The following is a 24658-nucleotide window of genomic DNA, read 5'->3' as shown; positions in this document are numbered from 1 at the left end:
AGAAAAATGCAGCTGCCTTCGCCACTGATTTCTATCGCTGAATCTGCCGTACAAAACGCCCAAGACGCAGGTTATTTTCCCCTTTGGCCCGATGAGGTTGCGCAGCAATTTCGTTATGTGGCGGGCTTAAGCCAGTTTATAACTGAAGCCATTCATCGCGATGAAGTCCTAGCCCGTGAGTTGCCAAGTATGTTAGCGCAGCCAAGTCGTCAGGAGTCTTACCGCTCACGCCTTGCTGAACTGTTGGAACAATGTCCTGATGAGATGTCTGGTCATCGCGTATTGCGTCAGTTTCGCAATCGAGAAATGGTGTACATTGCGTGGAAGGATTTCACGCATGCATGGTCTCTAGAGACGTCTTTAAGCCACTTATCTGAGTTGGCAGAAGCGATGATTTTTGAAACCTATCAATGGCAATATCAAGTGTGTTGTCAGGAGTGGGGCACGCCAACAAGTGAGGACGGTGAAGTGCAGCCGATGTTAATTATCGGCATGGGGAAACTGGGTGGTGGCGAGCTAAACTTTTCTTCCGATATTGATCTAATTTTCACGTATCCAGAGAATGGCGAAACCCAAGGCGCACGCCGCAGCATTGCCAATGCCCAGTTCTTTACTCGTCTTGGTCAACGCATCATCAAAGCGCTCGACCAACAAACCTTCGATGGTTTTTGCTACCGCGTCGACATGCGACTTCGCCCATTTGGAGAAAGTGGCCCCTTGGTAATGAGCTATGCCGCACTTGAAGATTATTACCAAGAGCAGGGGCGAGATTGGGAACGTTACGCGATGATCAAAGCTCGGGTGATGGGATGTGAGATGTACCCGCAGTATCAAGAGCTACGCCAAATGCTGCGCCCTTTTGTTTTTCGTCGTTATATTGATTTCAGTGCGATTCAATCTTTGCGTCGAATGAAGTCGATGATCAGTAGCGAGGTTCGCCGCCGAGGGTTGAATAACAACATTAAGCTAGGTGCGGGTGGCATTCGAGAAATTGAATTTATCGCTCAAGTTTTTCAATTGATTCGAGGTGGTCGAGAACCTTCTTTACGTAATCGAGGGCTGTTGGAAACGCTGCAAGGCATTGAAGAACTGGCATTGCTTACTCCACAAGAAGTCAGCGATCTAGAAGCCGCATACAAGTACTTGCGTCAATTAGAAAACTTGTTGCAAGCAATGGCGGATAAGCAAACCCAGACGCTGCCTGATTGCGAAACCGAACGCTTAAAGCTCGCCACCGCGATGAAAATGAGCTGTTGGGAGCAATTGATTGAGCAAACCCAGCAGCATATGGCAAATGTTCACCAAGTTTTTGAATCACTAATTGGTGATGATGAAGAAGACGAGGGGACTACCGTTGCTCGTCATTTTCATGAGCTATGGGATATGGCCGACAAACAAGATGTTCTTGAGCATATCTTGCAGCAGGATATTCAGATTGAAGACTTTGCTTCATGCGCGAAAACCATCATCAACTTTAAAACCGATCTGGCCAAAAAAACGTTAGGCCCACGTGGACGCGAAGTGCTCAATCGTTTGATGCCGAAAGTGTTTGATGCGGTCTTTGCCCATCCTGATGCACAGTTTGGTTTATCTCGTGTACTTCACTTGCTACACAACATCTGCACTCGCACGACTTACTTGGAATTATTGGATGAGCATCCAGCGGCTCTGGTGCAGCTCGTACGTTTGTGTACCGCAAGCCCAATGATTTCAGAGCAGCTGTCTCGTTATCCTATCTTGCTTGATGAGTTGATCGACCCTGCGCAGCTGTACAATCCCATTCCATTAGACAGTTACCGTACAGAGCTACGTGATTATTTGGCGCGTATTCCTGAAGATGATATGGAACAGCAAATGGAAGCGTTGCGTCAGTTTAAGCAAATTTGTATTTTGCGTATTGCAGCGGCAGATATTGCTGGCGCATTGCCAGTGATGAAAGTGAGTGACCATTTAACTTATTTAGCGGAAGCTATCGTTGATGCGGTGATCAGTCAGGCTTGGTTGCAAGTGTCTGAAAAGTACGGCGAGCCAACGCATGTGAAAGATCGTGAAGGTAAAGGCTTTGCTGTAATTGGCTATGGTAAAGTCGGAGGGTGGGAGCTCGGCTATAACTCCGATTTGGATATTGTCTTCATGCATGACTGCCCCGTCAATGTCTACACTGACGGCAAGAAAGAGATTGATGGTCGTCAGTTCTACCTTCGTTTAGCACAGCGTATCATTCATATTTTCTCCACTCGCACCGCTTCCGGTATTTTATACGAGGTCGATACCCGATTGCGTCCGTCCGGTGCATCGGGTTTGTTGGTTAGCCCAACGGACGCGTTCGACGACTATCAACATCAAGACGCGTGGACATGGGAGCATCAAGCACTTGTCCGCGCGCGCATGATTTATGGTGATGAACCACTGGCGAACGCATTTCACAATACGCGGCATGATGTGTTGTGCAAAGCACGCGATCAAGCTGAACTGAAAAAAGACGTTGTCGAAATGAGAGAAAAAATGCGCGGTCATCTTGGGGGGAAAAAGCCAGGCCGCTTTATGCTCAAGCAAGATGTGGGTGGGATTACCGATATCGAATTTCTCGCTCAGTACCTAGTGCTCAACTATAGTCACGATAAGCCGAAATTGACGCGTTGGTGTGATAATGTGCGCATCTTTGAAACGCTCATTGCGCAAAATGTCATGGACGAAGACCAAGCAATGCAGTTGATACGTGCCTACACGACAATGCGCAACGAAATACACCGCCGAAATCTACTCAATTTAGACGCTGATGTGGTGGAAGATAAGTTTGTTGCCGAAAGGGAGTGGGTAAAACAGGCTTGGAATCAGTGGTTCAGTTAAGACCATATATTTAGCCTCGATAAGGGCTGTGATAAACTCACTTCGATTTAATTTTTGGAGACCAACAATGAAACCAATTCTACCTGATTACAACAGCGCTGGTGTGCTCATCATCGGTGATGTCATGCTAGATCGTTACTGGTATGGCCCAACCGGGCGCATTTCTCCTGAAGCGCCGGTTCCTGTTGTAAAAGTAGAAAACAATGAAGAGCGTCCTGGTGGTGCTGCGAACGTTGCGATGAACATCGCATCACTAGGTGGCCATGCTCACATTGTTGGTCTTACTGGGGAAGATGAGCCTGCAAAAGTGCTGACGGAGACGCTGAGCTCACTCAATGTGAAGTGCGATTTCGTTGCACTGCCTGATTACCCAACGATTACGAAGCTTCGCGTAATGAGCCGTGGACAACAGCTTATTCGTCTCGACTTCGAAGACAAGTTTGAAAACACAGATTCTGCACCTGTGTTATCACGTATGGATGTCGCACTGCCAAACGTTAAAGCCGTGATTATGTCTGACTACGCAAAAGGCTCGTTAGAGCATGTTCAGGCATACATTCAAAAAGCGCGCGCAGCAAATATTCCGGTTTTCATTGACCCGAAAGGTGCGGATTTTGAACGCTACCGTGGCGCAACACTTCTTACGCCAAACATGAAAGAGTTCGAAGACGTTGTAGGTAAAGTGAAATCTGACCAAGAGCTAGTAGAGAAAGCACTGGCTTTGGTTGAAGAGTTTGAATTTGAAGCGCTTTTAGTGACACGCAGCGAAAACGGAATGACCTTGATTCGTCGTGGTCAGGAACCGTTCCACCTTCCAACTCAAGCGAAAGAAGTGTACGACGTGACAGGTGCGGGCGACACGGTTATCTCTGTATTGGCAGCGTCTGTTGCCGCAGGCAAATCATTTGAAGAAGCGTGTGCATTAGCAAACGCAGCGGCAGGTGTTGTGGTTGGTAAACTAGGCACGTCAACGCTTTCTGAGATTGAATTAGCAGAAGCGGTACATGGCAGCCAAGACACGGATTACGGTGTGATTTCAGAAAAAGCACTGATCGAAGCGGTGAAAAAAGCACGAGCTCGTGGCGAGAAAGTCGTTATGACAAATGGCTGCTTTGATATTCTGCACGCTGGGCATGTGTCTTACTTAAACCATGCTGCTGAACTGGGCGATCGCCTAATCGTTGCGGTAAATACCGATGAGTCAGTAAAACGCCTTAAAGGCCCTGGTCGTCCGGTAAACCCAACCGATCGCCGCATGGCGGTGTTGGCAGGTTTGGGCGCTGTGGATTGGGTTGTACCATTTAGTGAAGATACGCCGCAGCGTTTGATCTCAGAAGTTCTACCAAGCTTGCTAGTAAAAGGCGGTGACTACAAACCAGAAGAGATTGCTGGTGGTAAAGAAGTCATTGCGGCGGGTGGTGAAGTTCGTGTATTGAACTTTGAAGATGGCTGCTCGACCAGTGAAATCATTAATGCAATCAAAGGCGGTAAGGGCTAAGCCTGCTGTTTGTTAGCATTGAAATGCTATTTGCTCATAAAGGTCGCTAAGTGCGGCCTTTTTGATACTTGATGCTCAGAGACACTTATAGGCTCTGAACTATAAGTAATAAAAAACGCCAGCTGATAACTCAACTGGCGTTTTTTATTTATTAAGGCCTGAAGTATTCAGTTCGCGGTTATTTTGCCGCTTTCAAACCTGCATCAACATCCAAGATGTCTTGTTCGCTTAGCGTACCAACGGCTTGGCGTAGCTGAAGAACACTTAAAATGTAGTCGTAACGAGCGTTCGATAGGTTTTTGTTCGCATCGTATAGACGACGAGTCGCGTCCAGTACATCAACGATAGTACGAGTACCTACATCAAAGCCAGCTTCTGTTGCTTCTAGTGCAGAGCGTGCAGAAATAACCGCTTGCTCATACGCACGTAATGCGCCGATAGAGGCGTTAATGTTGTTGTTTTGTGCGCGAACATCTTTTACTACGCTACGGTACTGTGCTTCAAGATCTTCGCTTGCTGCCACGTACGCGTATTCAGCCTGTTTGGTTTGAGAGGTTACGTTACCACCTGTGTATAGCGGTACTGCAAGGTTCACACCAATATTGAAGTTGTCTGTCGTGTTATCACGAGAGCTATGAGAAGTATCACCGTAGTTGTAACCACCATCTAGAGAGAGCGTTGGTAGGTGGCCAGAGCTTGCTAGTGAAATATTGTCACGCGCAATGTCTTGAAGAATACGTGAAGATAGCAAGGTCAGGTTTTTGGTTTTTGCTTCATCAATGAGCGATTCAGCTGGTACGGTCGATGGGCTAGCAGTGAAGCGGCCAGTGTCCAAAATGTTGAGATCTTTGTGCTCTTGGCCTGTAATTTCACGCAGTGACTCGTAGCTATTAGTGAGCGCGTTTTCTGCCAACACTTCGTCCGCTAGCACTTGGTCGTACTGAGCTTGTGCGTCATGCACGTCAGTGATTGCAGACAAACCTACTTCAAAACGCTGTTTAGTTTGCTCAAGTTGACGGCCAACCGCGGCTTTTTCTGCACGTACGAAAACAAGATTATCTTGTGCGCGTAGAACTTCAAAATACGCTTGTGACACGCGAAGAATCAGTGCCTGTTGCGTCGCAGCGTAAGTTGCGTCTGCTTGGCGAGCACTTTTCTCAGCAGTATCTAGAGAGATCCAAGATGCGCGGTTGTAAAGTGCTTGTGAAAAGCTAACGCCAGCGGTTAGTGCGTTGCCATCGTTTGATACGTCGCTAATTAGATTTGAATCGTATTCAGTATCACCACGAGTTAAATTGTAACCCGCAGTAAGGTTAATTTGTGGTAATAGAGCACTACGGCTTGAGGTGATTGCTTCGAAAGCTTGGTCACGTTGTGCTGCTACACTGAGCAATTGTGGATCATTTTGTTTTGCCAAGTCGTAGATTTCAGCCAAAGAGTCTGCGAACGCAGACGTACTCATGCTACCTAGCGCTGCACTGATAAATAGTGGAAGCAATTTTTTCATTTTCTATTCCCGCGGTCCATAGATTGGTTAATTCTCAGTAGTTTAACTCAATTTGCACGATATTTACTCTAAAGTTTGCACTTTTTTACACGTAATTATCCACTTGTGCAATAAATTTTTAGCAAAGACTTAAATTAATTTGTAACTATTATACAAAAAGTTGAGCCAAGTCCTTTGAGCAAGCGAATAACAATGAGTAAACTACAGGATTCACTCAGAGAGGTGTTGAATGCAACAGCGTGACAAACAACAACAAGATTTTACTTCGCGAGATGTAAAAGTCATCTCGAAAGAAACCTTATTTGAAGGTTTTTTCAAAATGGTGAAATACCGCTTTCAGCATAGGCTATTTGCTGGTGGTTGGAGTGGAGTTGTCGAACGAGAAATGTTCGAGCGTGGTCACGCAGCAGCGATGCTTCCTTATGATCCAAAGACGGACCAGGTCGTAATCATTGAACAGATTCGTATTGGCGCGTTGGAACATGAACACCCTTGGCAGCTAGAAATTGTCGCCGGTATGATTGACCGCGATGAATCTGCTGAAGCCGTAATTCGTCGAGAGGCTGTCGAAGAAGCGGGGATTCAGGTGGGGCGCGTTATACCTGTCACTTCTTATTATCCTTCGGCTGGTGGTTGCTCGGAAAAGCTAGACGTCTTTGTTGGTGAAGTGGATGCGTCTAAAGCGCACGGCATTCATGGTTTAGACTATGAGAATGAAGATATCCGAGTTCATGTCATGAGTCGTGAAACGGCGTATCAATGGGTGAAGGACGGAAAATTTGAAAATGGTGCGTCGATTATTGCGTTGCAATGGCTGCAATTACACCATCAAGAGTTAAAGTCAGAATGGGGACTATCCCAAACGGTGGAGAGTGAGTAATGGCACAATTGGCTGAAAAACAGAGATATCATGTTGATTTAGCTGGTCTTATGAGAACGTATGAGACCAACTACGCTAAATTGAATGCCTTATTGCCTGCTTCTGCTGAAGTTGGGGATGTACGTTGCTACCAAGCGGCGAACATGGTTTACCAATTGACCGTGAATGAAATCACAAAATACACCACAGTTGTTGAGATATGTCAGAGTGATGAAACGCCAGTGTTTCCTTTACCGACGATGTCTGTCAGGCTTTATCATGATGCGAGAGTAGCCGAAGTATGCTCAAGCGGAGAGTTCTCTCGCATAAAAGCTAAGTATGATTATCCCAATGACCAACTGATGCAGAAAGATGAAAAGCATCAATTAAACACATTCCTCGGTGAATGGCTGACGTTTTGTTTACGAAGTGGTATCAGTAGAACACCACTTGCCTTCAATTGATCGTCACTTCACTAAAGGAAAATAACAAATAACGATATAGTGGACGAATCAGGTTTTCATTTTGCAATCATCTAGTGACAGCATCAAACTTTTACAAATTACGGATACTCATCTGTTTGCTGCCGATGAGGGAAGTTTGCTAAGCGTAAAAACAGTCGATAGCTTTAATGCTGTTGTTGCTGATGTTTTACGCCGCAACGTGGCGTTTGATTACATCTTGGCGACAGGCGATATTTCCCAAGACCATAGTGCAGAATCTTATCAGCGCTTTGCCAACGGCATTGAACCGCTAGAGAAAGACTGCTTTTGGCTACCTGGTAATCATGATTACAAGCCTAATATGGGCAGTGTTTTGCCTTCGCCACAAATCAAAGCCGCAGAGCATGTGTTGCTTGGCGAGCATTGGCAGTTAATTCTTTTAGACTCGCAAGTTGTTGGCGTTCCTCATGGGCGCTTGAGTGATCAGCAATTAACGCTACTCGAAGAAAAGCTAGCCGAACACCCAGAAAGACACACACTTGTTTTGTTGCATCATCACCCGTTACTGGTCGGAAGCGCGTGGCTTGATCAACATACTTTAAAAGATGCCGAAGCGTTTTGGCAGGTTGTCGAGCGTTTTGATAACGTGAAAGGCATTCTCTGTGGTCATGTTCATCAAGATATGAATGTGCTTTACAAGGGCATTCGAGTGATGGCAACACCCTCAACTTGTGTTCAGTTTAAGCCTAACTCGGATGATTTTGCCCTTGATACCACTTCGCCTGGTTGGCGGGAGCTGCAACTACACGCTTGTGGCGATATTACGACCCAAGTAGGTCGGCTTCCTGATGGCCAGTTCCAACCAGACTTCTCTTCTAACGGCTACTAACGCGCCCGAGCTCTCTGTTCGGGCTCGCTTTTTTGTGCGAGATATCTATGAGTAAACCTTCACTTCTTCTCTATATCCATGGCTTTAATAGCTCTCCACTCTCCATGAAAGCGAATGTGATGAGAGCCTACTGCGAGCAACATAGGTCTGATATCAAGGTGATTGTTCCCCAGTTACCTTGTTATCCTCAGCAAGCGGCGAAAATGTTGTTGGATATTATCGAGCAATATAAAGATGACTATAAAATTGGTCTAGTGGGCAGCTCATTAGGCGGTTTTATGTCAACGTGGCTAAATGACAAGTTTGGGTTTAAAGCGGTAGTGGTTAACCCCGCAGTCAAGCCTTATGAGTTGCTAGTAGATTATTTGGGTAAGCAAACTAACCCATATACGCATGAAACCTATACACTTGAAGCTTGTCATATTGACGAGTTAAAAGCTCTTGATGTACAAAGCATCGCGTCGCCACATTCTTTTTGGTTATTGCAACAAACAGAAGATGAGGTTTTAGACTATCGACAAGCGGTAGATAAGTTTGCAGACGCTAAGCAAACAGTAGAACAAGGCGGTGATCACAGTTTTGTAGGCTTTGAGCGTTATCCTGCACAGATTATCGAATTTCTAGAACTGTAATTCGAAAGCGATTGGAAAAGGCTCATAGTTTTTATTGATATATCCAACCGTTTCTTGACATGGGCGGTATGCTTTCCGACTATGTTTTGCCAAAAGATCTTAAGGGTCGAGGACCCTGGCTACTTTGTTATGCATCATGTTTACAAACTCTTAGTGATGTGAACAGGGTGGCTTTTTCGTTTCCTGAGTATGGGTACGCCCATTGGTGATACTCAGGCAACAAGTAAACTTTGAGAATAATTCCGTATTATGACTGAACAATATAATGCTGGTGCCATTGAAGTACTGAATGGCTTAGAGCCAGTACGTCGCCGACCAGGGATGTATACGGATACAGCGCGCCCAAACCATTTGGGCCAAGAAGTTATCGACAACAGTGTCGATGAAGCGCTAGCCGGACATGCCTCAAAAGTACAAGTCATCCTACATGCTGACCAATCACTCGAAGTGATCGATGATGGTCGAGGCATGCCTGTTGATATCCACCCAGAAGAGAAAGTATCAGGCGTAGAGCTAATTCTATGTAAGCTACATGCGGGTGGTAAGTTCTCTAACAAAAACTACCAATTCTCTGGTGGTTTGCACGGGGTAGGTATATCTGTAGTAAACGCGTTGTCAAAACGCGTTGAAGTAACAGTTCGTCGTGATGGTCAAGTGTATGAAATTGCATTTGAACACGGCGAGAAAGTGTCTGATCTGACCGTAACTGGCACATGTGGTCGTCGCAATCGCGGTACCAGCGTACATTTCTGGCCTGATGCGAAGTACTTCGATTCGGCTAACTTCTCTGTGACGCGATTAGTCAACAACCTGCGCGCAAAAGCGGTTTTGTGTCCGGGCTTAGAAATCACATTAACCGACAAAGTTAATGACAAAGACTATAAGTGGTACTACGAAGATGGTTTGAAAGACTATCTTGCGGAAGGTGTAAAAGGCTATCCAGTTATTCCTGAAGAACCATTTACTGGTGAGTTCTTGGCGGATACTGAAGCGGCAAACTGGGCGGTAATTTGGCAGCCAGAAGGCGGTGAGATGATCACCGAAAGCTACGTTAACCTGATCCCAACCGCTCAAGGTGGTACGCACGTTAATGGTTTACGCCAAGGCTTGTTGGAAGCGATGCGCGAATTCTGTGAGTTCCGTAATCTATTACCTCGTGGTGTGAAGCTAACGGGTGATGACGTTTTCGACCGCTGTTCTTACGTGCTGTCGGTTAAAATTCAAGATCCACAATTTGCAGGCCAGACTAAGGAACGTCTCTCTTCTCGTCAAACCGCGGCATTTGTCTCTGGCGTTGTAAAAGATGCGTTCAGTCTTTGGTTGAACGAAAAGCCTCAGCTCGCAGAGCAATTGGCAGAAGTCTGTATCGCTAACGCGCACCGTCGTATGCGAGCGGCGAAAAAAGTCGTACGTAAGAAAGTGGCATCCGGCCCGGCATTGCCAGGCAAGTTGACCGACTGTTCTGCACAGGACTTAAGTCGCACGGAAATCTTCTTTGTGGAGGGTGACTCTGCGGGTGGCTCGGCAAAACAGGCTCGTGACCGTGAATTCCAAGCCGTGATGCCACTGCGTGGTAAGATCTTGAACACGTGGGAAGTCTCTGCCGATCAAGTTCTTGCGTCTCAAGAAGTACACGATATCTCTGTTGCTTTGGGTATTGACCCAGATAGCGACAACCTCGAGAGTCTTCGTTACGGTAAGATCTGTATCCTTGCCGATGCGGACTCGGATGGTCTTCACATCGCAACGCTGCTTTGTGCTCTATTTACTCGTCACTTCCGCGCACTAGTGGAAGCGGGTCATATCTATGTGGCGATGCCGCCTCTGTATCGAATCGACTGCGGGAAAGAAGTGTTCTACGCCCTCGATGATGATGAAAAAGATGGCATTTTAGAGCGCTTGTCGAAGAAGAAAGCCAAAATCAACGTGCAACGATTCAAAGGTCTGGGTGAGATGAACCCACTTCAGTTGCGTGAAACCACCATGGATCCGAACACGCGTCGCTTAGTGCAGTTAACCATTGACGACTCTACGGCGACCATGGAAATGATGGACATGCTGCTAGGTAAAAAGCGTGCAGATGACCGTCGTTCTTGGCTACAAAACAACGGCGACTTGGCAGAGGTGTAACGGATGTCTACAGAAATTACCTACGATGGCGTCGAACAATTGCCAATGCGCAAGTTCACTGAAGACGCTTATCTGAATTACTCGATGTACGTAATCATGGACCGCGCCTTGCCATACATTGGTGATGGCTTAAAGCCGGTTCAACGACGCATCATTTATGCGATGTCAGAGCTTGGTCTCTCTGCATCAGCAAAATACAAAAAATCTGCACGTACCGTTGGTGACGTGCTAGGTAAATACCATCCGCACGGTGATTCAGCGTGTTACGAAGCGATGGTATTGATGGCTCAGCCATTCTCTTACCGCTATCCATTAGTGGATGGTCAAGGTAACTGGGGTGCGCCAGATGATCCGAAATCATTTGCGGCAATGCGTTATACCGAAGCAAAACTGTCTAAGTTTGCTGAAGTATTGCTTGGCGAACTTGGCCAGGGCACGGTTGAATGGCAACCTAACTTTGATGGCACAATGAAAGAGCCACAAATGTTGCCAGCACGTCTGCCTCACATCCTGCTTAACGGTGTAACCGGCATTGCCGTTGGTATGGCAACAGACATCCCACCGCACAACGTTCGTGAAATCGCAGATGCGACTATTCATTTGATCGACAACCCGAAAGCAGAACTGCCGGACGTGATGCAGTATGTCAAAGGTCCGGATTACCCAACAGAAGCAGAAATCATCTCGCCGCAAGCGGATATCGAGAAGATTTACCGCAACGGTCGTGGCAGCATCAAAATGCGCGCGGTTTGGCATAAAGAAGGTTCTGATATTGTTATCACTTCTTTGCCTCACCAAGTATCGGGTGCCAAACTGCTTGAGCAAATCGCTAACCAGATGCGTGCGAAGAAGCTGCCAATGGTTGACGATCTTCGTGACGAATCGGATCACGAGAACCCAACGCGTATCGTTGTGGTGCCTAAGTCAAACCGCGTCGATTGTGACTTGTTGATGAACCACTTGTTCGCATCAACGGATCTTGAGCGCAGTTACCGCGTTAACTTGAACATGATTGGTTTGGATAACCGTCCTCAAGTTAAAGGTCTGGTGCAAATTCTGTCTGAGTGGATCGAGTTCCGTCGTACGACTGTGCGTCGTCGTCTACAACATCGCCTAGACAAAGTAATGGCTCGTCTACACATCTTGGAAGGTTTGTTGGTTGCTTACCTCAACCTAGATGAAGTGATTGAGATCATCCGTACTGAAGACGATCCAAAAGCGGTGCTGATGGAACGCTTTGGTATTACCGATATCCAAGCGGATGCAATTTTAGATACCAAACTTCGTCATCTAGCAAAACTAGAAGAGATGAAGATCCGTGGTGAGCAAGACGAGCTAGAGAAAGAGCGTGAGAAGCTAGAACAGCTACTCGGTTCTGAGCGTCGTCTGAACACACTACTGAAAAAAGAAATCAAAGCAGACGCAGAGAAATACGGTGATGACCGTCGCTCTCCAATGGTTGAGCGTGCAGAAGCAAAAGCGCTGACTGAACGTGACCTCGTACCAAGTGAGCCAATCACGGTTGTGCTTTCTGAGAAAGGTTGGATTCGTCACGCGAAAGGCCATGACGTGGATGCCGAAGGCTTAAACTATAAGTCGGGTGATAAGTATTTAGCGCATGCTCGAGGTAAGAGTAATCAGCCTGCGGTATTCCTAGGTAGTGACGGTCGAAGTTACTCTCTGGAATCGCACTCACTGCCTTCTGCTCGTAGTCAAGGTGAGCCGATTACCGGTCGCTTGAATATTACGGCTGGTAGCAGTATTCGCCAAGTCATCATGAGTGAAGAAGAGCAGCTGTGGCTGGTGGGCTCAGATGCAGGTTACGGCTTTGTATGTAAAGGCGCGGACTTGCTGTCTAAAAACCGCAGTGGTAAAGCGCTCGTCACTTTACCTGCCAACTCTGAGATCATGACGCCAAAAGAGATTGAAGATTTAGACTCTGATGAAATCTTAGCAATCACTAACCAAGGTCGCATGCTGCTGTTCCCAATCAAAGACTTGCCACAACTGGCGAAAGGTAAAGGGAATAAGATCATCAACATTCCTGCTGCTAAAGCAAAAGAGCGAGAAGAAGTACTATCTCACTTAATGTCTTTACCAAAAGGTGCATCGTTAACGCTGTACGCGGGTAAGCGAAAGTTGGGTCTTAAACCGTCTGATCTTGATAACTTCCGTGGCGAACGTGGTCGCCGAGGTGGGTTATTACCGAGAGGTTTGCAGCGAGTCACTCGCATTGAAGTTGAGCTAGATGATTCCGATACGACGGAAACACCGAGCGATAGCGAGTAACGCACAAATAAAAATCCCAGCCAATGGCTGGGATTTTTTATGCTTCTTGCTTGTCTTCGGCAATGGTGACTTTCAAGGTCATCTCTTTTCCTTTGCGAATGATACCGACGTCCACGGTGGTGCCAGGACGTAAATCGGTGACGATATCCATAACGCTCTGACGCCCTTGCACTTTATTGCCATCAATGCTGATAATGATGTCCTGCTTTTGGAAGCCTGCCGCATTGGCTGGACCATTTGGATCAATACCAAGTACGACAATACCACCTATGTGTTCATTTCCAAGTAGGCGAGCAGTGACCGCATTAATGTCTTGGCCGTCGATTCCAATATAACCACGAATCACGCGGCCATCAGCGATGATTTTCTGCATGATCTTACTCGCTAGCGGCGCAGGGATCGCAAAAGAAATACCGTAAGTTTCTAAGTCAGTCGCTTGCTGAAAAGAGGCGGTGTTAATGCCGACGAGCTCGCCTTGTGTGTTCACTAGGGCTCCACCAGAGTTACCTTCATTGATGGCGGCATCGGTTTGAATGAATGCTTGACGACCGTCGCTAATAGATGAACGACCTGTGGCAGAAATAATGCCGAACGTTGTGGTTTGTCCAAGGTTGTATGGGTTACCGATGGCTAGTACTACGTCGCCCACTTGTGGTTTGTAATTAGAGTTCAGAGGGATTACGGGCAAATTCGAACCTTCGACACGCAGCACGGCTATATCAGTACGTTTATCTGTCCCTACGAGCTGAGCCGCTGCGGCTCTGCCGTCTTGTAATGCCACAACAATTTGATCAGCTTGAGCAACCACATGATAGTTAGTAATGATGTAGCCTTTCTCACTAACAATGACACCTGACCCCAGGCCTTGAGTCGAGAGTTTACTGCGATCATTCTCAACATACTTACGACTGTAGATGTTTACCACTGCAGGCGCTGCTCTTCGGACCGCTTGATTAAACGTCAACTCGACTGATGCGATATTAACAGGTTGAGGATCAAGCGCGGCAGGAATTACGTTTTTGCGCAAAGATGGAACCGCCAGTAATACCACTGCGGCAGTAGCCAAGCCTAAAAAGACAGAACGTAATAAAAAGCTGAGCATATCCTCTCCATGCGTGAGCGCCAAAATGGCATCGAAGATGAAGAATAGCATTACATTGAAAAATAACAAAAGGGCAGCGCGTCATCGCGTTGCCCTTTTCATTAGTTATTGAGCGATAAGGAAAAGTGTTCGAGCCTTATCACTCAGTACTATGCATCGAAAACCTTATTTTCTATCACTTTGAAAGTGGTTAACGAATGACAAGATAAATAGTACGTTCACCACGTTGAATATTAAGAGCCAGTACACCTTTGTGTTTCTCTACGATTGTACGAAGCTCGGCAAGGTTTTTCACTCGTTGACGGTTCACACCGATAATAATGTCACCTTGTTGTAATTGATATTGAGCAGCCGGAGAGTTATCTGCAACGCTCGATACTTTAACACCTTGGATTACATCACTTGGTGTTGTATTGCTTAACTCCGCACCTTTGAGTCCCTCATGTAATGTCTCCGCTTTAGCTTTCATATTCGTAGATTCGCCAAGCGTTACATCAAAGGTTTTATTCTTACCATCTCGAACCACACCTAATGTGATTTCTTTACCTGCGCCCAGTGTTGCCACTTTTGCGCGGAGCTCTGAGAAAGTATTAATCGCTTTGCCGTTCACCGATACAATTACGTCACCGGCTTTTAACCCTGCTTTATCGGCTGCGCTGTCCGGTACGACTTGACCAATAAAGGCCCCTTTACTCGACTCGTAACCCAATGCATCAGCTAGCTCAGAGGTTACTTCGCCACCTTGCACACCCAACATGCCGCGTTTGACTTCACCAAACTCTAGAATTTGATCAGTGAGGTTTTTCATCATGTTTGATGGAATCGCAAAGCCAATACCCACATTACCGCCGTTAGGGCCTAAAATCGCAGTATTAATACCGATCAGCTCACCATTAAGGTTGACCAATGCACCACCAGAGTTACCGCTGTTAATTGCGGCATCGGTTTGGATGAAGTTTTCGAAGTTTTCAACGTTTAAGCCACTACGGCCAAGGGCTGAAACAATACCCGAAGTGACGGTTTGACCGAGCCCGAATGGGTTACCAATTGCAACCGTAAAGTCACCGACACGCAGTTTGTCGGAATCCGCGACTTTAATCTGCGTTAAGTTTTTCGCTTTCTCTAATTTAAGTAACGCAACATCGGCCATTTCATCACCGCCAACGAGCGTAGCGTCATACTCGCGCCCGTCAAAGAGGCGAACTCGAATCTCATCTGCGCCCTTGATCACATGGTAGTTAGTGACAATATGGCCTTTCTTCGCATCAATAATGACACCAGACCCTAAACCTCTGAACGGGCGCTCTCGCCTTTGTTCCATAGGAAAGTCTGGGCCAAAGAAAAATTGAAATTGCTCGGGAATGCGGCTGGTTTGTACTTGTTTACCTTCTACAGCAATACTCACAACAGCTGGGGTCACCTTCTCAAGCATTGGTGCCAAGCTAGGTAACTGTTGGCCATCCACATTCAAAGGTAATGCGGCAGTGGCTTGAACTGGGGCAATAATCGAACCCAAACTCAGAGATAGAACGGTGAGCGCAAGCAGTGGTTTTTTCATCCAATAACTCCTCTTGAAACATGTCTGCCAAAAAGAAATATCCGAACGGTTAGTTCACTTTGTTAATAACTAATATAGGGTCTAGTTCGGACAATCAAAAGGGGAGGCAGTGCACACCCAAGTTAGAGCGAAGGTGAGGGGAAAAAGTTCAAAAAAGGGCCGATACAAATGTATCGGCCCTAGATAGAAGTAAGAGAGGATTATGATGCTTTTGCGGTTACCGCTTCGGGAGCATTAATGATTTCTTTCTCTTGATCCTTCAAAAGACCGGTGGCGCCATTAGCGTAGTCTTTTGGTTGTTCGTTAAACTCTGGTTGATCTTCTGCAATGGTTTCAGACGACATTGCCGTTTTCTTATCAAACGGGTTGTCTTGTTCTGGTAAGTTTGGCAAAAGCTCAGAAGAGGTCTTGGCCATATGTTGGTATAGCTTGGTGTAATCTTTACCTAGGGTGTCCAACATTTCTGCGGTTTGTGCAAAGTGATCGACGAGCTCTTGACGTTGTTGCTCTAATTCAAACTTGGCCGCTTCAAGTTCTTTCTGCACAGACTTTTGTTTTTTGTATTCAGGGGTGGTTAGTCTACTAATGACTACGCCTACGATTGTACCGACCAGCAAACCCACAATGGCATAAATCCAAGGCATAACTGCTCCTTATAGTTGTTTTAACAAGTCTTTTACTACTTAGTTACACGCGGTGCTCGTCCATGTTACTATGGCTTGAACAGCCGATAAAGAAAAATAGCAGTATGTCTTCGGGGACTGATAACTACTTCTCTCTATTCTCAAAGTTGACCCCGAGGTAACCCTTTTCTCTATACCTCTATACGACTTAATACGATGACACCACTACAACAATATCAAAAAGACATAGCAGAACACGGGTTTCAGCGTGATGAAGCTCAGTATCAAGCGGTCGTTGCATTAGACAAGCTTTACCATGCTATCGTTGAATTTCAGTCAGCGCCTGTTCCTCAGCTTTCCAAATGGCAAAAGCTAATGGGGAAAAAAATCGACAAGCCTGAACCACCAAAAGGTCTTTACTTTTGGGGTGGGGTAGGTCGCGGTAAAACCTACCTTATGGATGCATTTTTTGATGCTTTACCGACCCAAAGAAAAATGCGCGTCCACTTCCATCGATTTATGTATCGAGTACATGATGAGTTGAAGCTGTTAGGTGATGTCGAAAATCCGCTATCAAAAGTGGCGGATAAATTTAAAGAAGAAGCCGATGTGGTTTGCTTTGATGAATTTTTTGTTTCCGACATTACTGATGCGATGATCCTTGCAACGCTACTTCAAGAAATGTTCAAGCGGCAGATGATCCTAGTCGCGACTTCAAACATTGAGCCGCAGAACTTATATCGTAACGGTTTGCAAAGAGCGCGCTTTTTGCCCGCGATCGATATGATTTTGGCACGTTGTGAAGTGTTGAATGTCGATAGTGGCGTTGATTATCGCTTAAGAACGTTAGAACAGGCTGAAATATACCATTACCCGCTTGATGAGCAGGCTAGCATAAACCTTAACAAATATTATCAGCAGCTGACTGGAGAGCGTCAGTTTGTTGCTCATCAAATCGAAGTTAACCACCGTCAACTAGCGGTGATTGAAGCAAGCGACGGGGTGCTGCATGCGTCGTTTGCTCAGTTGTGTCAAACTGCTCGCAGTCAAAATGACTACATTGAATTGTCTCGTATTTACCACACGGTATTACTGGCAGATGTTCAACAAATGAACCGAAAAATAGATGATGCGGCGAGACGCTTTATCGCGTTGGTCGATGAGTTTTACGAGCGCAATGTTAAGTTGATAATTTCTGCTGAAGTGCCAATGGCCGATTTATATACTGACGGGCAGTTAGAGTTCGAATTTAAGCGCTGTTTGTCTCGGCTTACTGAGATGCAAAGTCATGAGTATCTCGCGCGTGAACATTTGGCCTAGATCCAATGGGTTCTTAAAAAAGTGAAGAAAAAATTAGTGATTTGGCGCAAAAAAAGGTGATTTTTTCTTCGCTCTTCTCTATAATCCTGCGACCCACCGTTACTGCAGACCTGATTATCGAAGTTATTTCGAAATTGAAGGTCGAGAGTACCAACGACTCGAAGGGGTGATGACTGGGCTCTTAGACAGTGTGGGAGCACTATTGGGTGTTCCTTTAAAGTTTAAAATTTAATTAACGGGTTATTGTTAGCATGAAAACTTTCGTTGCTAAACCAGAAACTGTAAAACGCGACTGGTACGTTGTAGACGCTGAAGGTAAAACTCTTGGCCGTCTAGCAAGTGAAATTGCATCTCGCCTACGTGGCAAACATAAAGCTGAATACACTCCTCACGTTGACACTGGTGATTACATCATCGTTATCAACGCTGAGAAAGTTGCTGTAACTGGTAACAAAGCTAAGAACAAAGTGTACTACCGTCACTCTGAATTCCCAGGTGGTCTAAAATCTATCACTTTTGAAAAGTTGATCGATCGTAAACCTGAGATGGCTCTTGAGCTTGCAGTTAAAGGCATGCTTCCACGTGGTCCTCTAGGCCGTGCTATGTACCGTAAGCTAAAAGTTTACGCGGGCGCTGAGCACAACCATGTTGCTCAACAACCACAAGTACTAGACATCTAATTGGGGATTTCGAAAATGGCAGAGAATCAATACTACGGCACTGGCCGTCGCAAAAGCTCAGCTGCACGTGTTTTCATTAAACCAGGCAGCGGTAACATTGTAGTAAACAAGCGTAACCTTGACGAATACTTCGGTCGTCCAACAGCACGTATGGTTGTACAACAACCTCTAGAGCTAGTTGAACTAACTGAAAAGCTAGACCTTTACGTAACAGTTAAAGGCGGCGGTATTTCTGGTCAAGCTGGTGCTATCCGTCACGGTATCACTCGCGCGCTTATGGAATACGATGAGTCTCTACGTCCTGCTCTACGCGCAGCTGGCTACGTTACTCGTGACGCTCGTTGCGTTGAACGTAAGAAAGTTGGTCTACGTAAAGCACGTCGTCGTCCACAGTTCTCTAAGCGTTAATTTCCTCTTATCGGGAATTATGCTTTCAGAGTTACTCTGGAAACTGTGTACCAAAAGCTCGGCTCTATGCCGGGCTTTTTTGTATTTAAAGACATCATACTTGTCTTCAAGCAACGAACAGCCTTCACTTATCATCACACTCCGAGCAGGCCTTCTTATTCGTCCTCTTCGTCGAAAGGTTGTCAGTGCCGTTTTATATGTGTGCCTTATTTAATCGCGACTCACCACGCTTTCTCTTGCGATGCAGCATAGATGTATTCATCAGCAGGAATGTCTTTGTATCTTATTCTTCCTGTAACATGTTTTAAAATGACTTACGTTCCTTTTTGAGCATTCTGCGTGCTACAAAATTGAAAATATAAACACAGTAAGCTGAACGCGTAATACGAAATATTTCTCTGTGTAATTAACTGAAAACTACCAAGATAAAAGGTTTTATCCGCTTTCAGCGGGGCTTCTATGTGGTGCTTTCTTGTTACAAATCACATCAATTTTTTATAATTCTGCCGCTTTTGTGACGACGCGAGCGATTTGCCTCACAAATGTTACAAAAAGGTAGCTTTATCTTGTCAAAAAGTAGGGTTTTCTTTATCATTTCCCTCCAATAAATAGAACTAAATTCATTATTTGTTAGCCATGCTCTTATAAGCGGAATAATAACGATCCAAAGGGAGCAAATGGGAGAATGTTTGGATGAGCAACGCGCCTTTAAATAACGGTCGCAGGCGTTTTCTAACCGCTACAACGGCAGTTGTTGGTGGGTTAGGGGCAGTCGCCGTCGCCGTGCCTTTTATCAAATCATGGAATCCGAGTGCTAAAGCCAAAGCGGCGGGCGCACCGGTGGAAGTGGATATAAGTAAAATTGAACCAGGTCAGCTGGTTCGTGTTGAGTGGCAGGGAAAACCTGTATGGATTGTTCGCCGCACTCAAAGCGTTCTGGATAACTTAAAATCGATCGGTGATAAGCTTCGCGATCCACAATCTGAAATGGAGCAGCAGCCTGAGTACGCTCAGAATGAGTTTCGTTCGATTAAGGAAGAGTTTTTCGTCGCAGTTGGTTTCTGTACCCACTTAGGTTGTTCACCAACCTATCTACCTGACTCTTTCTCAGAGCAGGTGCAGGGCGTAAGATCTGGCTTCTTCTGTCCTTGTCATGGTTCTAAGTTCGACATGGCTGGTCGAGTGTTCCAAGGAGTACCTGCTCCGTTGAACCTTGTCGTTCCTAAGCACATGTATTTGAGCGATACCAAGCTCATTGTGGGTGTTGATGAGGGAGATGCATAATGCAAGCAATGTTAGATTGGGTTGAAAAGCGTATTCCTGCAATGAATGCTTATAAAAAGCATTTGTCTGAATACCCAATGCCTAAGAACTTCAACTTTTGGTACCTTTTCGGTTCTCTGGCGATGCTGGTTCTTGTTAACCAAATCCTAACGGGTATTTGGCTAACGATGAACTATGTTCCTTCAGGTGACGGTGCATTTGCGTCTATCGAATACATTATGCGTGATGTAGAGTACGGTTGGCTTCTGCGTTACATGCATTCCACTGGCGCGTCAGCGTTTTTCGTTGTTGTGTATCTTCACATGTTCCGTGGTTTGATCTACGGTTCATACCAAAAACCTCGTGAACTATTGTGGATCTTCGGTATGTTGATCTTCCTTGTTCTCATGGCTGAAGCGTTCATGGGTTACCTACTTCCATGGGGTCAGATGTCATACTGGGGTGCGCAGGTAATCATTTCCCTGTTTGGTGCTATTCCTGTTATCGGTGATGACCTAACGCTTTGGATTCGTGGTGACTACATCATCTCTGGTGCAACGCTAAACCGTTTCTTCGCACTACACGTTATTGCACTGCCTATCGTTTTGCTTCTTCTTGTTGTTCTGCACGTATTGGCGCTGCACGAAGTAGGCTCAAACAACCCGGATGGTATCGAAACAAAGTTGCCAAAAGGCTCAATGGGCGACGATTACAAAACGCAATTCAAGTTCCACGATTACTACACGAAGAAATATGACATCATTGATTCGATTCCTTTCCATCCGTACGGCACGGTTAAGGACTTGGTCGGTGTTGCTGGTTTCTTGTTCTTCTTCTGTTACGTGCTGTTCTTTAACCCAGAAATGGGTGGGTACTTCCTTGAGCCGCCTAACTTTGAAGCTGCAAACCCATTGAAGACACCAGAGCATATTGCTCCGGTATGGTACTTCACGCCGTTCTACGCAATCCTACGTGCGGTTCCAGACAAACTATTAGGTGTTATCCTAATGGGCGCGTCAATTGCAGTGCTGTTCGTTCTACCTTGGTTGGATCGTTGTAAAGTTCGTTCATACCGTTACCGTAGCAAACTTCATCTATTGAATATTGTACAGTTCACTATCGCCTTTATCGCTCTAGGTATTTTAGGTGCGTTACCAGCGACACCAACGTACACACTACTATCTCAGATCTTTAGCTTGTGTTACTTCATGTTCTTTGTGTTGCTGTTCTTCTACAGCAAAAATGAAGCAACCAAACCATTACCAGAGAGGGTGACATTCAAATGAAGAAGTGGATTGTAATTCTATTTGCTATGTTGCCATCACTAGCGATGGCAGCTGGGGCCAATGTTCCGCTGGATAAAGCGAATGTTGACCTTACGGATAAAGCTTCGCTACAAAACGGCGCGAAGTTGTTCATGAACTACTGTTTTGCTTGTCACTCTACGCAATACCAGCGTTACGAGCGTGTAGCAACAGACTTGGAAATTCCAACAGACTTAATGAAAGAAAACCTGATTTTCAATCCTGAAGCGAAAATCGGTGATCTAATGGTCAATGCTATGCCACCGAAGCAAGCGGCAAACTGGTTTGGTGCTCCACCACCAGATCTTACGTTGGTTGCACGAGTTCGTGGTGCTGATTGGTTATACACTTACTTACGCTCTTTCTATGTTGATCCATCTCGTCCATTCGGCGTGAACAACATCGTCTTCCCGAGTGTTGGTATGCCGCATGTGCTTGAAGAGCTACAGGGCATCCCGACGCCGATTTACGATACGAAAATCGTAGATGGCGAAGAAGTACAAGTTGTTGTTGGTACTGAAACCGATGGCACGGGTGAGCTGAGTGAAGGCGAATATGACAAAGCGGTTGGCGATCTCGTTAACTTCTTAGTTTATTCAGGTGACCCAGTGCAGCTTGAGCGTCATGCTCTAGGCTGGTGGGTAATGGGCTTCTTAGTGCTTCTAACCATCGTTGTTGTGATGCTCAAGAAAGAGTATTGGCGCGATGTGCATTAATTGTGCTAAAATACCGTGCTAATTCCCAATTTTAATTGATGTACAATGGAGGCTTAGCCTCCATTGTTTTTATTTGTAAGTGTACTGGAGGGCTCCATGGCTGTAGCTGCCAATAAACGTTCTGTGATGACTCTTTTCTCAAGTGCATCAGATTTGTATAGCCATCAGGTTCGCATTGTACTAGCTGAAAAAGGCGTAAGTGTTGAAGTTGAGCTTGTTGACGAAGCAAACCTTCCTGCTGAGCTTGTTGAGCTAAACCCATATAAATCAGTGCCAACTCTTGTTGACCGTGAGCTAGCTCTTTACGATTCAAAAATCATCATGGAGTACTTGGACGAGCGCTTCCCTCATCCACCTCTAATGCCGGTTTACCCTGTTGCTCGTGGCAACAGCCGCTTGATGATGTACCGTATCGAACGCAACTGGTATTCACTCGCTGAAAAAGTGATGAAAGGTAATGCGGAAGAATCAGAAAAAGCACGCACAAAGCTGCGTAATGATCTTCTGACGTTAGCGCCAATTTTTGCTGAATATGAGTACTTCATGAGCGAAGAATTCAGCTTGATCGATTGTTACCTAGCTCCACTATTGTGGCGTTTGCCTCAACTTGGTATCGATCTTGTTGGCCCAGGTTCAAAAGAAATCAAGGTATACATGAATCGCGTATTTGAACGTGATTCGTTCCTTGCTTCTTTGACTGAAGCTGAACGTGAAATGCGCCTAGTTCGCTAAGCGATTTAAAACACGTTATGGATATTGCAAAAATGACTGCTCGCCGCCCGTATATGCTTCGCGCATTTTACGAGTGGTTAGTAGACAATGACTTGACTCCTCACTTGGTTGTGGATGCAACAATGCCAGGGGTGCGTGTCCCGGTTGAATTTATTCAAGATGGTCAAATTATTTTGAATATTGCGCCACGTGCAGTGGGTAATCTTGAGTTAGGTAATGATGCGATTACCTTCCATGCTCGCTTTAGCGGTCGTCCGCACTCAGTGATCGTGCCTGTGTATGCTGTTCAAGCTATTTATGCACGTGAGAATGGTGCTGGTACTATGTTTGAACCAGAAGAAGCGTACACTCACATCGAAGAAGAAGCGATGACCGAGGAAGAATCATCCCCATCGTTCACAACGGTTAGTGATGAGCCTTCTGAGTTAGTTTCTGATTCAGATGCCGAAGAGGACGATGCTCCTCGACCAAAAGGCAAACCAAGCTTAAGAGTGATTAAATAATAAAAAAGCAGCGTAACGCTGCTTTTTTCTTTTTAACTTGTTGAAGATGATTTCAAGCCAGACTTTGGAAATTACTCACTAATCGTAAAGACTTCGACGTTCTCTTCACTTTCTGTACTTGCCTCACTTTCTATTGTTTGTACACCGTCACTCGGTAAGTCTACTTCAACAGGCTCCATTTCGCCGTATTGGAACCCTTTAATGACTTGTTTTACGCCTGAGATATTACGCGCGATTTCTGTCGCTCGATCGCCTTGCTCTGGCGTGACATAACCAAACAGAAAAACGTCGCCATCTTCGGTGATCACTTTAACCTTAACACCATTAAGCTCAGAATCAGTAAGCAAAGCTGACTTTACTTTGGTTGTGATCCAGCTGTCATTGCTAATCTGGGTAACAGTGAGTGGCTCTTTTTGTTTGATTTGATTGTGTATGACTTTTACACCACTAACTTCTCGAGCTCTTCGCTCTAAAGCAAGGATAAGGTCTTGTGTCGGAGCTTGTCCCATAAGGACTACAGTCCCATTATATGAACTGGCAACGACACGAACTTCACCTTTAAACGGTGCTTTATTGCCGATCGCCGCAACTTCGAATTCGATGTTATTGTCCTGCCAGATTTGTTTTGTCGTGCGTGTGTCCGTGACAATATTCGCTGTGGTTGCTGCACCTGCGATAAACAAACCTGCGCAACCACTTAAACTCAATGCTGTTAATAAGATAACAAGGCTACGTATCATAATTCTGACTCTCAGTCTTGGTTACTCTTCGTGAGCAGGGAAAAGCACCTGGTCAATAAGATCACAAAGGCAATGGAGTGTTACCATATGTACTTCGTGAATACGTGCAGTGCGGTGTGATGGAATACGAATTTCGACGTCGTTCTCACCGAGCAGTCCTGCCATCTCTCCGCCATCTTTTCCTGTTAGCGCGATAATCGTCATGTCTCGAGTTACGGCTGCTTCCATCGCTTTGATAATATTTTTACTGTTACCGCTAGTTGACATGGCAAGCAAAATGTCGCCTGGTTGACCAAACGCTCGTACCTGTTTTGAGAAGATTTCCTGGTAGTGGTAATCGTTGGCCACTGCGGTTAGGGTGGTATTATCGGCGGTTAAGGCCATTGCTGGTAGGCTAGGACGCTCAGTTTCAAAACGGTTTAAAAGACAAGAAACAAATTGTTGAGCGTTTGAAGCACTGCCGCCATTACCACAACATAAAATTTTATTGCCATTAAGCAGGCTCGACACCATCGCTTGAGCTGCATGAGTAATGGCATCAGGCAGCGCCTCTGCTGCTGCGATTTGAATTTGAATACTTTCTGTAAAGCTGTCTTTAATGCTATCTAGCAT

Annotated in this window: 22 protein-coding genes; 16 read left to right on the top strand and 6 right to left on the bottom strand. The window is 45.7% G+C overall.

The genetic code is table 11. The features are described 5' to 3' along the window. The first annotated feature begins 6 nt into the window (after positions 1 to 6). The gene (glnE, locus tag R7P72_RS16915; RefSeq protein WP_005379888.1) at positions 7 to 2850 is read left to right on the top strand and encodes a bifunctional [glutamate--ammonia ligase]-adenylyl-L-tyrosine phosphorylase/[glutamate--ammonia-ligase] adenylyltransferase; all 2844 of its coding nucleotides are present in this window, start codon (positions 7 to 9) and stop codon (positions 2848 to 2850) included. Positions 2851 to 2917: 67 nt separating this feature from the next. Further along, positions 2918 to 4348, top strand: coding sequence for a bifunctional D-glycero-beta-D-manno-heptose-7-phosphate kinase/D-glycero-beta-D-manno-heptose 1-phosphate adenylyltransferase HldE (hldE, locus tag R7P72_RS16910; RefSeq protein ID WP_005379886.1), 1431 nt, complete (start codon positions 2918 to 2920; stop codon positions 4346 to 4348). A gap of 178 nt (positions 4349 to 4526) precedes the next feature. On the opposite strand, the gene tolC is transcribed toward hldE, so the two are convergent. Further along, positions 4527 to 5855, bottom strand: coding sequence for an outer membrane channel protein TolC (gene tolC, locus R7P72_RS16905; protein WP_005379884.1), 1329 nt, complete (start codon positions 5853 to 5855; stop codon positions 4527 to 4529). A 229-nt stretch (positions 5856 to 6084) separates the two neighbouring features. Between tolC and nudF the strand changes: the two genes are divergently transcribed. The 6 genes from nudF to parC all read left to right on the top strand — a co-directional run bounded on the left by nudF (position 6085) and on the right by parC (position 13097). Further along, positions 6085 to 6735 (top strand): ADP-ribose diphosphatase, encoded by a 651-nt coding sequence (gene nudF / locus R7P72_RS16900; protein WP_005379881.1) that lies wholly within the window; start codon positions 6085 to 6087, stop codon positions 6733 to 6735. Next, positions 6735 to 7178 (top strand): DUF1249 family protein, encoded by a 444-nt coding sequence (locus R7P72_RS16895; protein WP_005379879.1) that lies wholly within the window; start codon positions 6735 to 6737, stop codon positions 7176 to 7178. The genes nudF and R7P72_RS16895 overlap by 1 nt, the downstream gene beginning before the upstream one ends. Positions 7179 to 7239: 61 nt before the next feature. Further along, positions 7240 to 8046, top strand: coding sequence for a 3',5'-cyclic-AMP phosphodiesterase (gene cpdA / locus R7P72_RS16890; protein ID WP_005379877.1), 807 nt, complete (start codon positions 7240 to 7242; stop codon positions 8044 to 8046). Positions 8047 to 8093: 47 nt separating this feature from the next. Continuing rightward, complete coding sequence (gene yqiA, locus R7P72_RS16885; RefSeq protein WP_005379875.1) at positions 8094 to 8678, top strand: esterase YqiA; 585 nt, start codon at positions 8094 to 8096, stop codon at positions 8676 to 8678. A 249-nt stretch (positions 8679 to 8927) separates the two neighbouring features. After that, positions 8928 to 10808, top strand: coding sequence for a DNA topoisomerase IV subunit B (gene parE / locus R7P72_RS16880; protein WP_005379872.1), 1881 nt, complete (start codon positions 8928 to 8930; stop codon positions 10806 to 10808). 3 nt (positions 10809 to 10811) lie between these two features. Beyond that, the gene (parC, locus tag R7P72_RS16875; protein ID WP_005379870.1) at positions 10812 to 13097 is read left to right on the top strand and encodes a DNA topoisomerase IV subunit A; all 2286 of its coding nucleotides are present in this window, start codon (positions 10812 to 10814) and stop codon (positions 13095 to 13097) included. 37 nt (positions 13098 to 13134) lie between these two features. Here the strand turns inward: parC and degS are convergent, their stop codons facing one another. The 3 genes from degS to zapG form a co-directional block, all read right to left on the bottom strand. Beyond that, entirely contained in the window at positions 13135 to 14199 is a 1065-nt protein-coding gene (gene degS, locus R7P72_RS16870) for an outer membrane-stress sensor serine endopeptidase DegS (protein ID WP_031779031.1), read from the bottom strand. Positions 14200 to 14389: 190 nt separating this feature from the next. Continuing rightward, on the bottom strand, positions 14390 to 15757 hold the full coding sequence (locus tag R7P72_RS16865; protein WP_025768400.1) for a Do family serine endopeptidase: 1368 nt from the start codon (positions 15755 to 15757) through the stop codon (positions 14390 to 14392). A 200-nt stretch (positions 15758 to 15957) separates the two neighbouring features. Beyond that, positions 15958 to 16401: a Z-ring associated protein ZapG gene (gene zapG / locus R7P72_RS16860; protein ID WP_005379861.1), complete on the bottom strand. Its 444-nt coding sequence runs from the start codon at positions 16399 to 16401 to the stop codon at positions 15958 to 15960. Between the two features lie 195 nt (positions 16402 to 16596). Here zapG and zapE point away from each other — a divergent pair, with 195 nt between their 5' ends. The 8 genes from zapE to sspB all read left to right on the top strand — a co-directional run bounded on the left by zapE (position 16597) and on the right by sspB (position 23306). Then, positions 16597 to 17700, top strand: coding sequence for a cell division protein ZapE (gene zapE, locus R7P72_RS16855; RefSeq protein ID WP_005387411.1), 1104 nt, complete (start codon positions 16597 to 16599; stop codon positions 17698 to 17700). A gap of 251 nt (positions 17701 to 17951) precedes the next feature. After that, a complete protein-coding gene (gene rplM / locus R7P72_RS16850) occupies positions 17952 to 18380 on the top strand; it encodes a 50S ribosomal protein L13 (protein ID WP_005372872.1) in 429 nt (142 codons plus the stop codon). Between the two features lie 15 nt (positions 18381 to 18395). Next, the gene (gene rpsI / locus R7P72_RS16845; protein WP_005372876.1) at positions 18396 to 18788 is read left to right on the top strand and encodes a 30S ribosomal protein S9; all 393 of its coding nucleotides are present in this window, start codon (positions 18396 to 18398) and stop codon (positions 18786 to 18788) included. Positions 18789 to 19481: 693 nt separating this feature from the next. Next, positions 19482 to 20072 (top strand): ubiquinol-cytochrome c reductase iron-sulfur subunit, encoded by a 591-nt coding sequence (petA, locus tag R7P72_RS16840; RefSeq protein ID WP_005372877.1) that lies wholly within the window; start codon positions 19482 to 19484, stop codon positions 20070 to 20072. Then, positions 20072 to 21337, top strand: a complete 1266-nt coding sequence (locus R7P72_RS16835) for a cytochrome b (RefSeq protein WP_005372880.1) — start codon at positions 20072 to 20074, stop codon at positions 21335 to 21337. Before petA ends, R7P72_RS16835 begins: the two co-directional genes overlap by 1 nt. Beyond that, the gene (locus R7P72_RS16830; RefSeq protein WP_005372881.1) at positions 21334 to 22071 is read left to right on the top strand and encodes a cytochrome c1; all 738 of its coding nucleotides are present in this window, start codon (positions 21334 to 21336) and stop codon (positions 22069 to 22071) included. The genes R7P72_RS16835 and R7P72_RS16830 overlap by 4 nt, the downstream gene beginning before the upstream one ends. A gap of 96 nt (positions 22072 to 22167) precedes the next feature. Beyond that, the gene (gene sspA, locus R7P72_RS16825; RefSeq protein ID WP_005372897.1) at positions 22168 to 22803 is read left to right on the top strand and encodes a stringent starvation protein SspA; all 636 of its coding nucleotides are present in this window, start codon (positions 22168 to 22170) and stop codon (positions 22801 to 22803) included. Between the two features lie 17 nt (positions 22804 to 22820). Continuing rightward, positions 22821 to 23306 (top strand): ClpXP protease specificity-enhancing factor, encoded by a 486-nt coding sequence (gene sspB, locus R7P72_RS16820; RefSeq protein WP_005372898.1) that lies wholly within the window; start codon positions 22821 to 22823, stop codon positions 23304 to 23306. 71 nt (positions 23307 to 23377) lie between these two features. Here the strand turns inward: sspB and R7P72_RS16815 are convergent, their stop codons facing one another. After that, positions 23378 to 24046, bottom strand: a complete 669-nt coding sequence (locus R7P72_RS16815) for a BON domain-containing protein (RefSeq protein WP_017633609.1) — start codon at positions 24044 to 24046, stop codon at positions 23378 to 23380. Positions 24047 to 24067: 21 nt separating this feature from the next. Then, the gene (locus R7P72_RS16810; protein ID WP_005372901.1) at positions 24068 to 24658 is read right to left on the bottom strand and encodes a phosphoheptose isomerase; all 591 of its coding nucleotides are present in this window, start codon (positions 24656 to 24658) and stop codon (positions 24068 to 24070) included.

It is taken from the genome of Vibrio sp. Vb0888, from assembly GCF_033338835.1.
Lineage (GTDB): Bacteria > Pseudomonadota > Gammaproteobacteria > Enterobacterales > Vibrionaceae > Vibrio > Vibrio alginolyticus.
The sequence above is the reverse complement of the archived record's forward strand: the minus strand, read 5'-3'. Positions and strand labels throughout refer to the sequence as shown.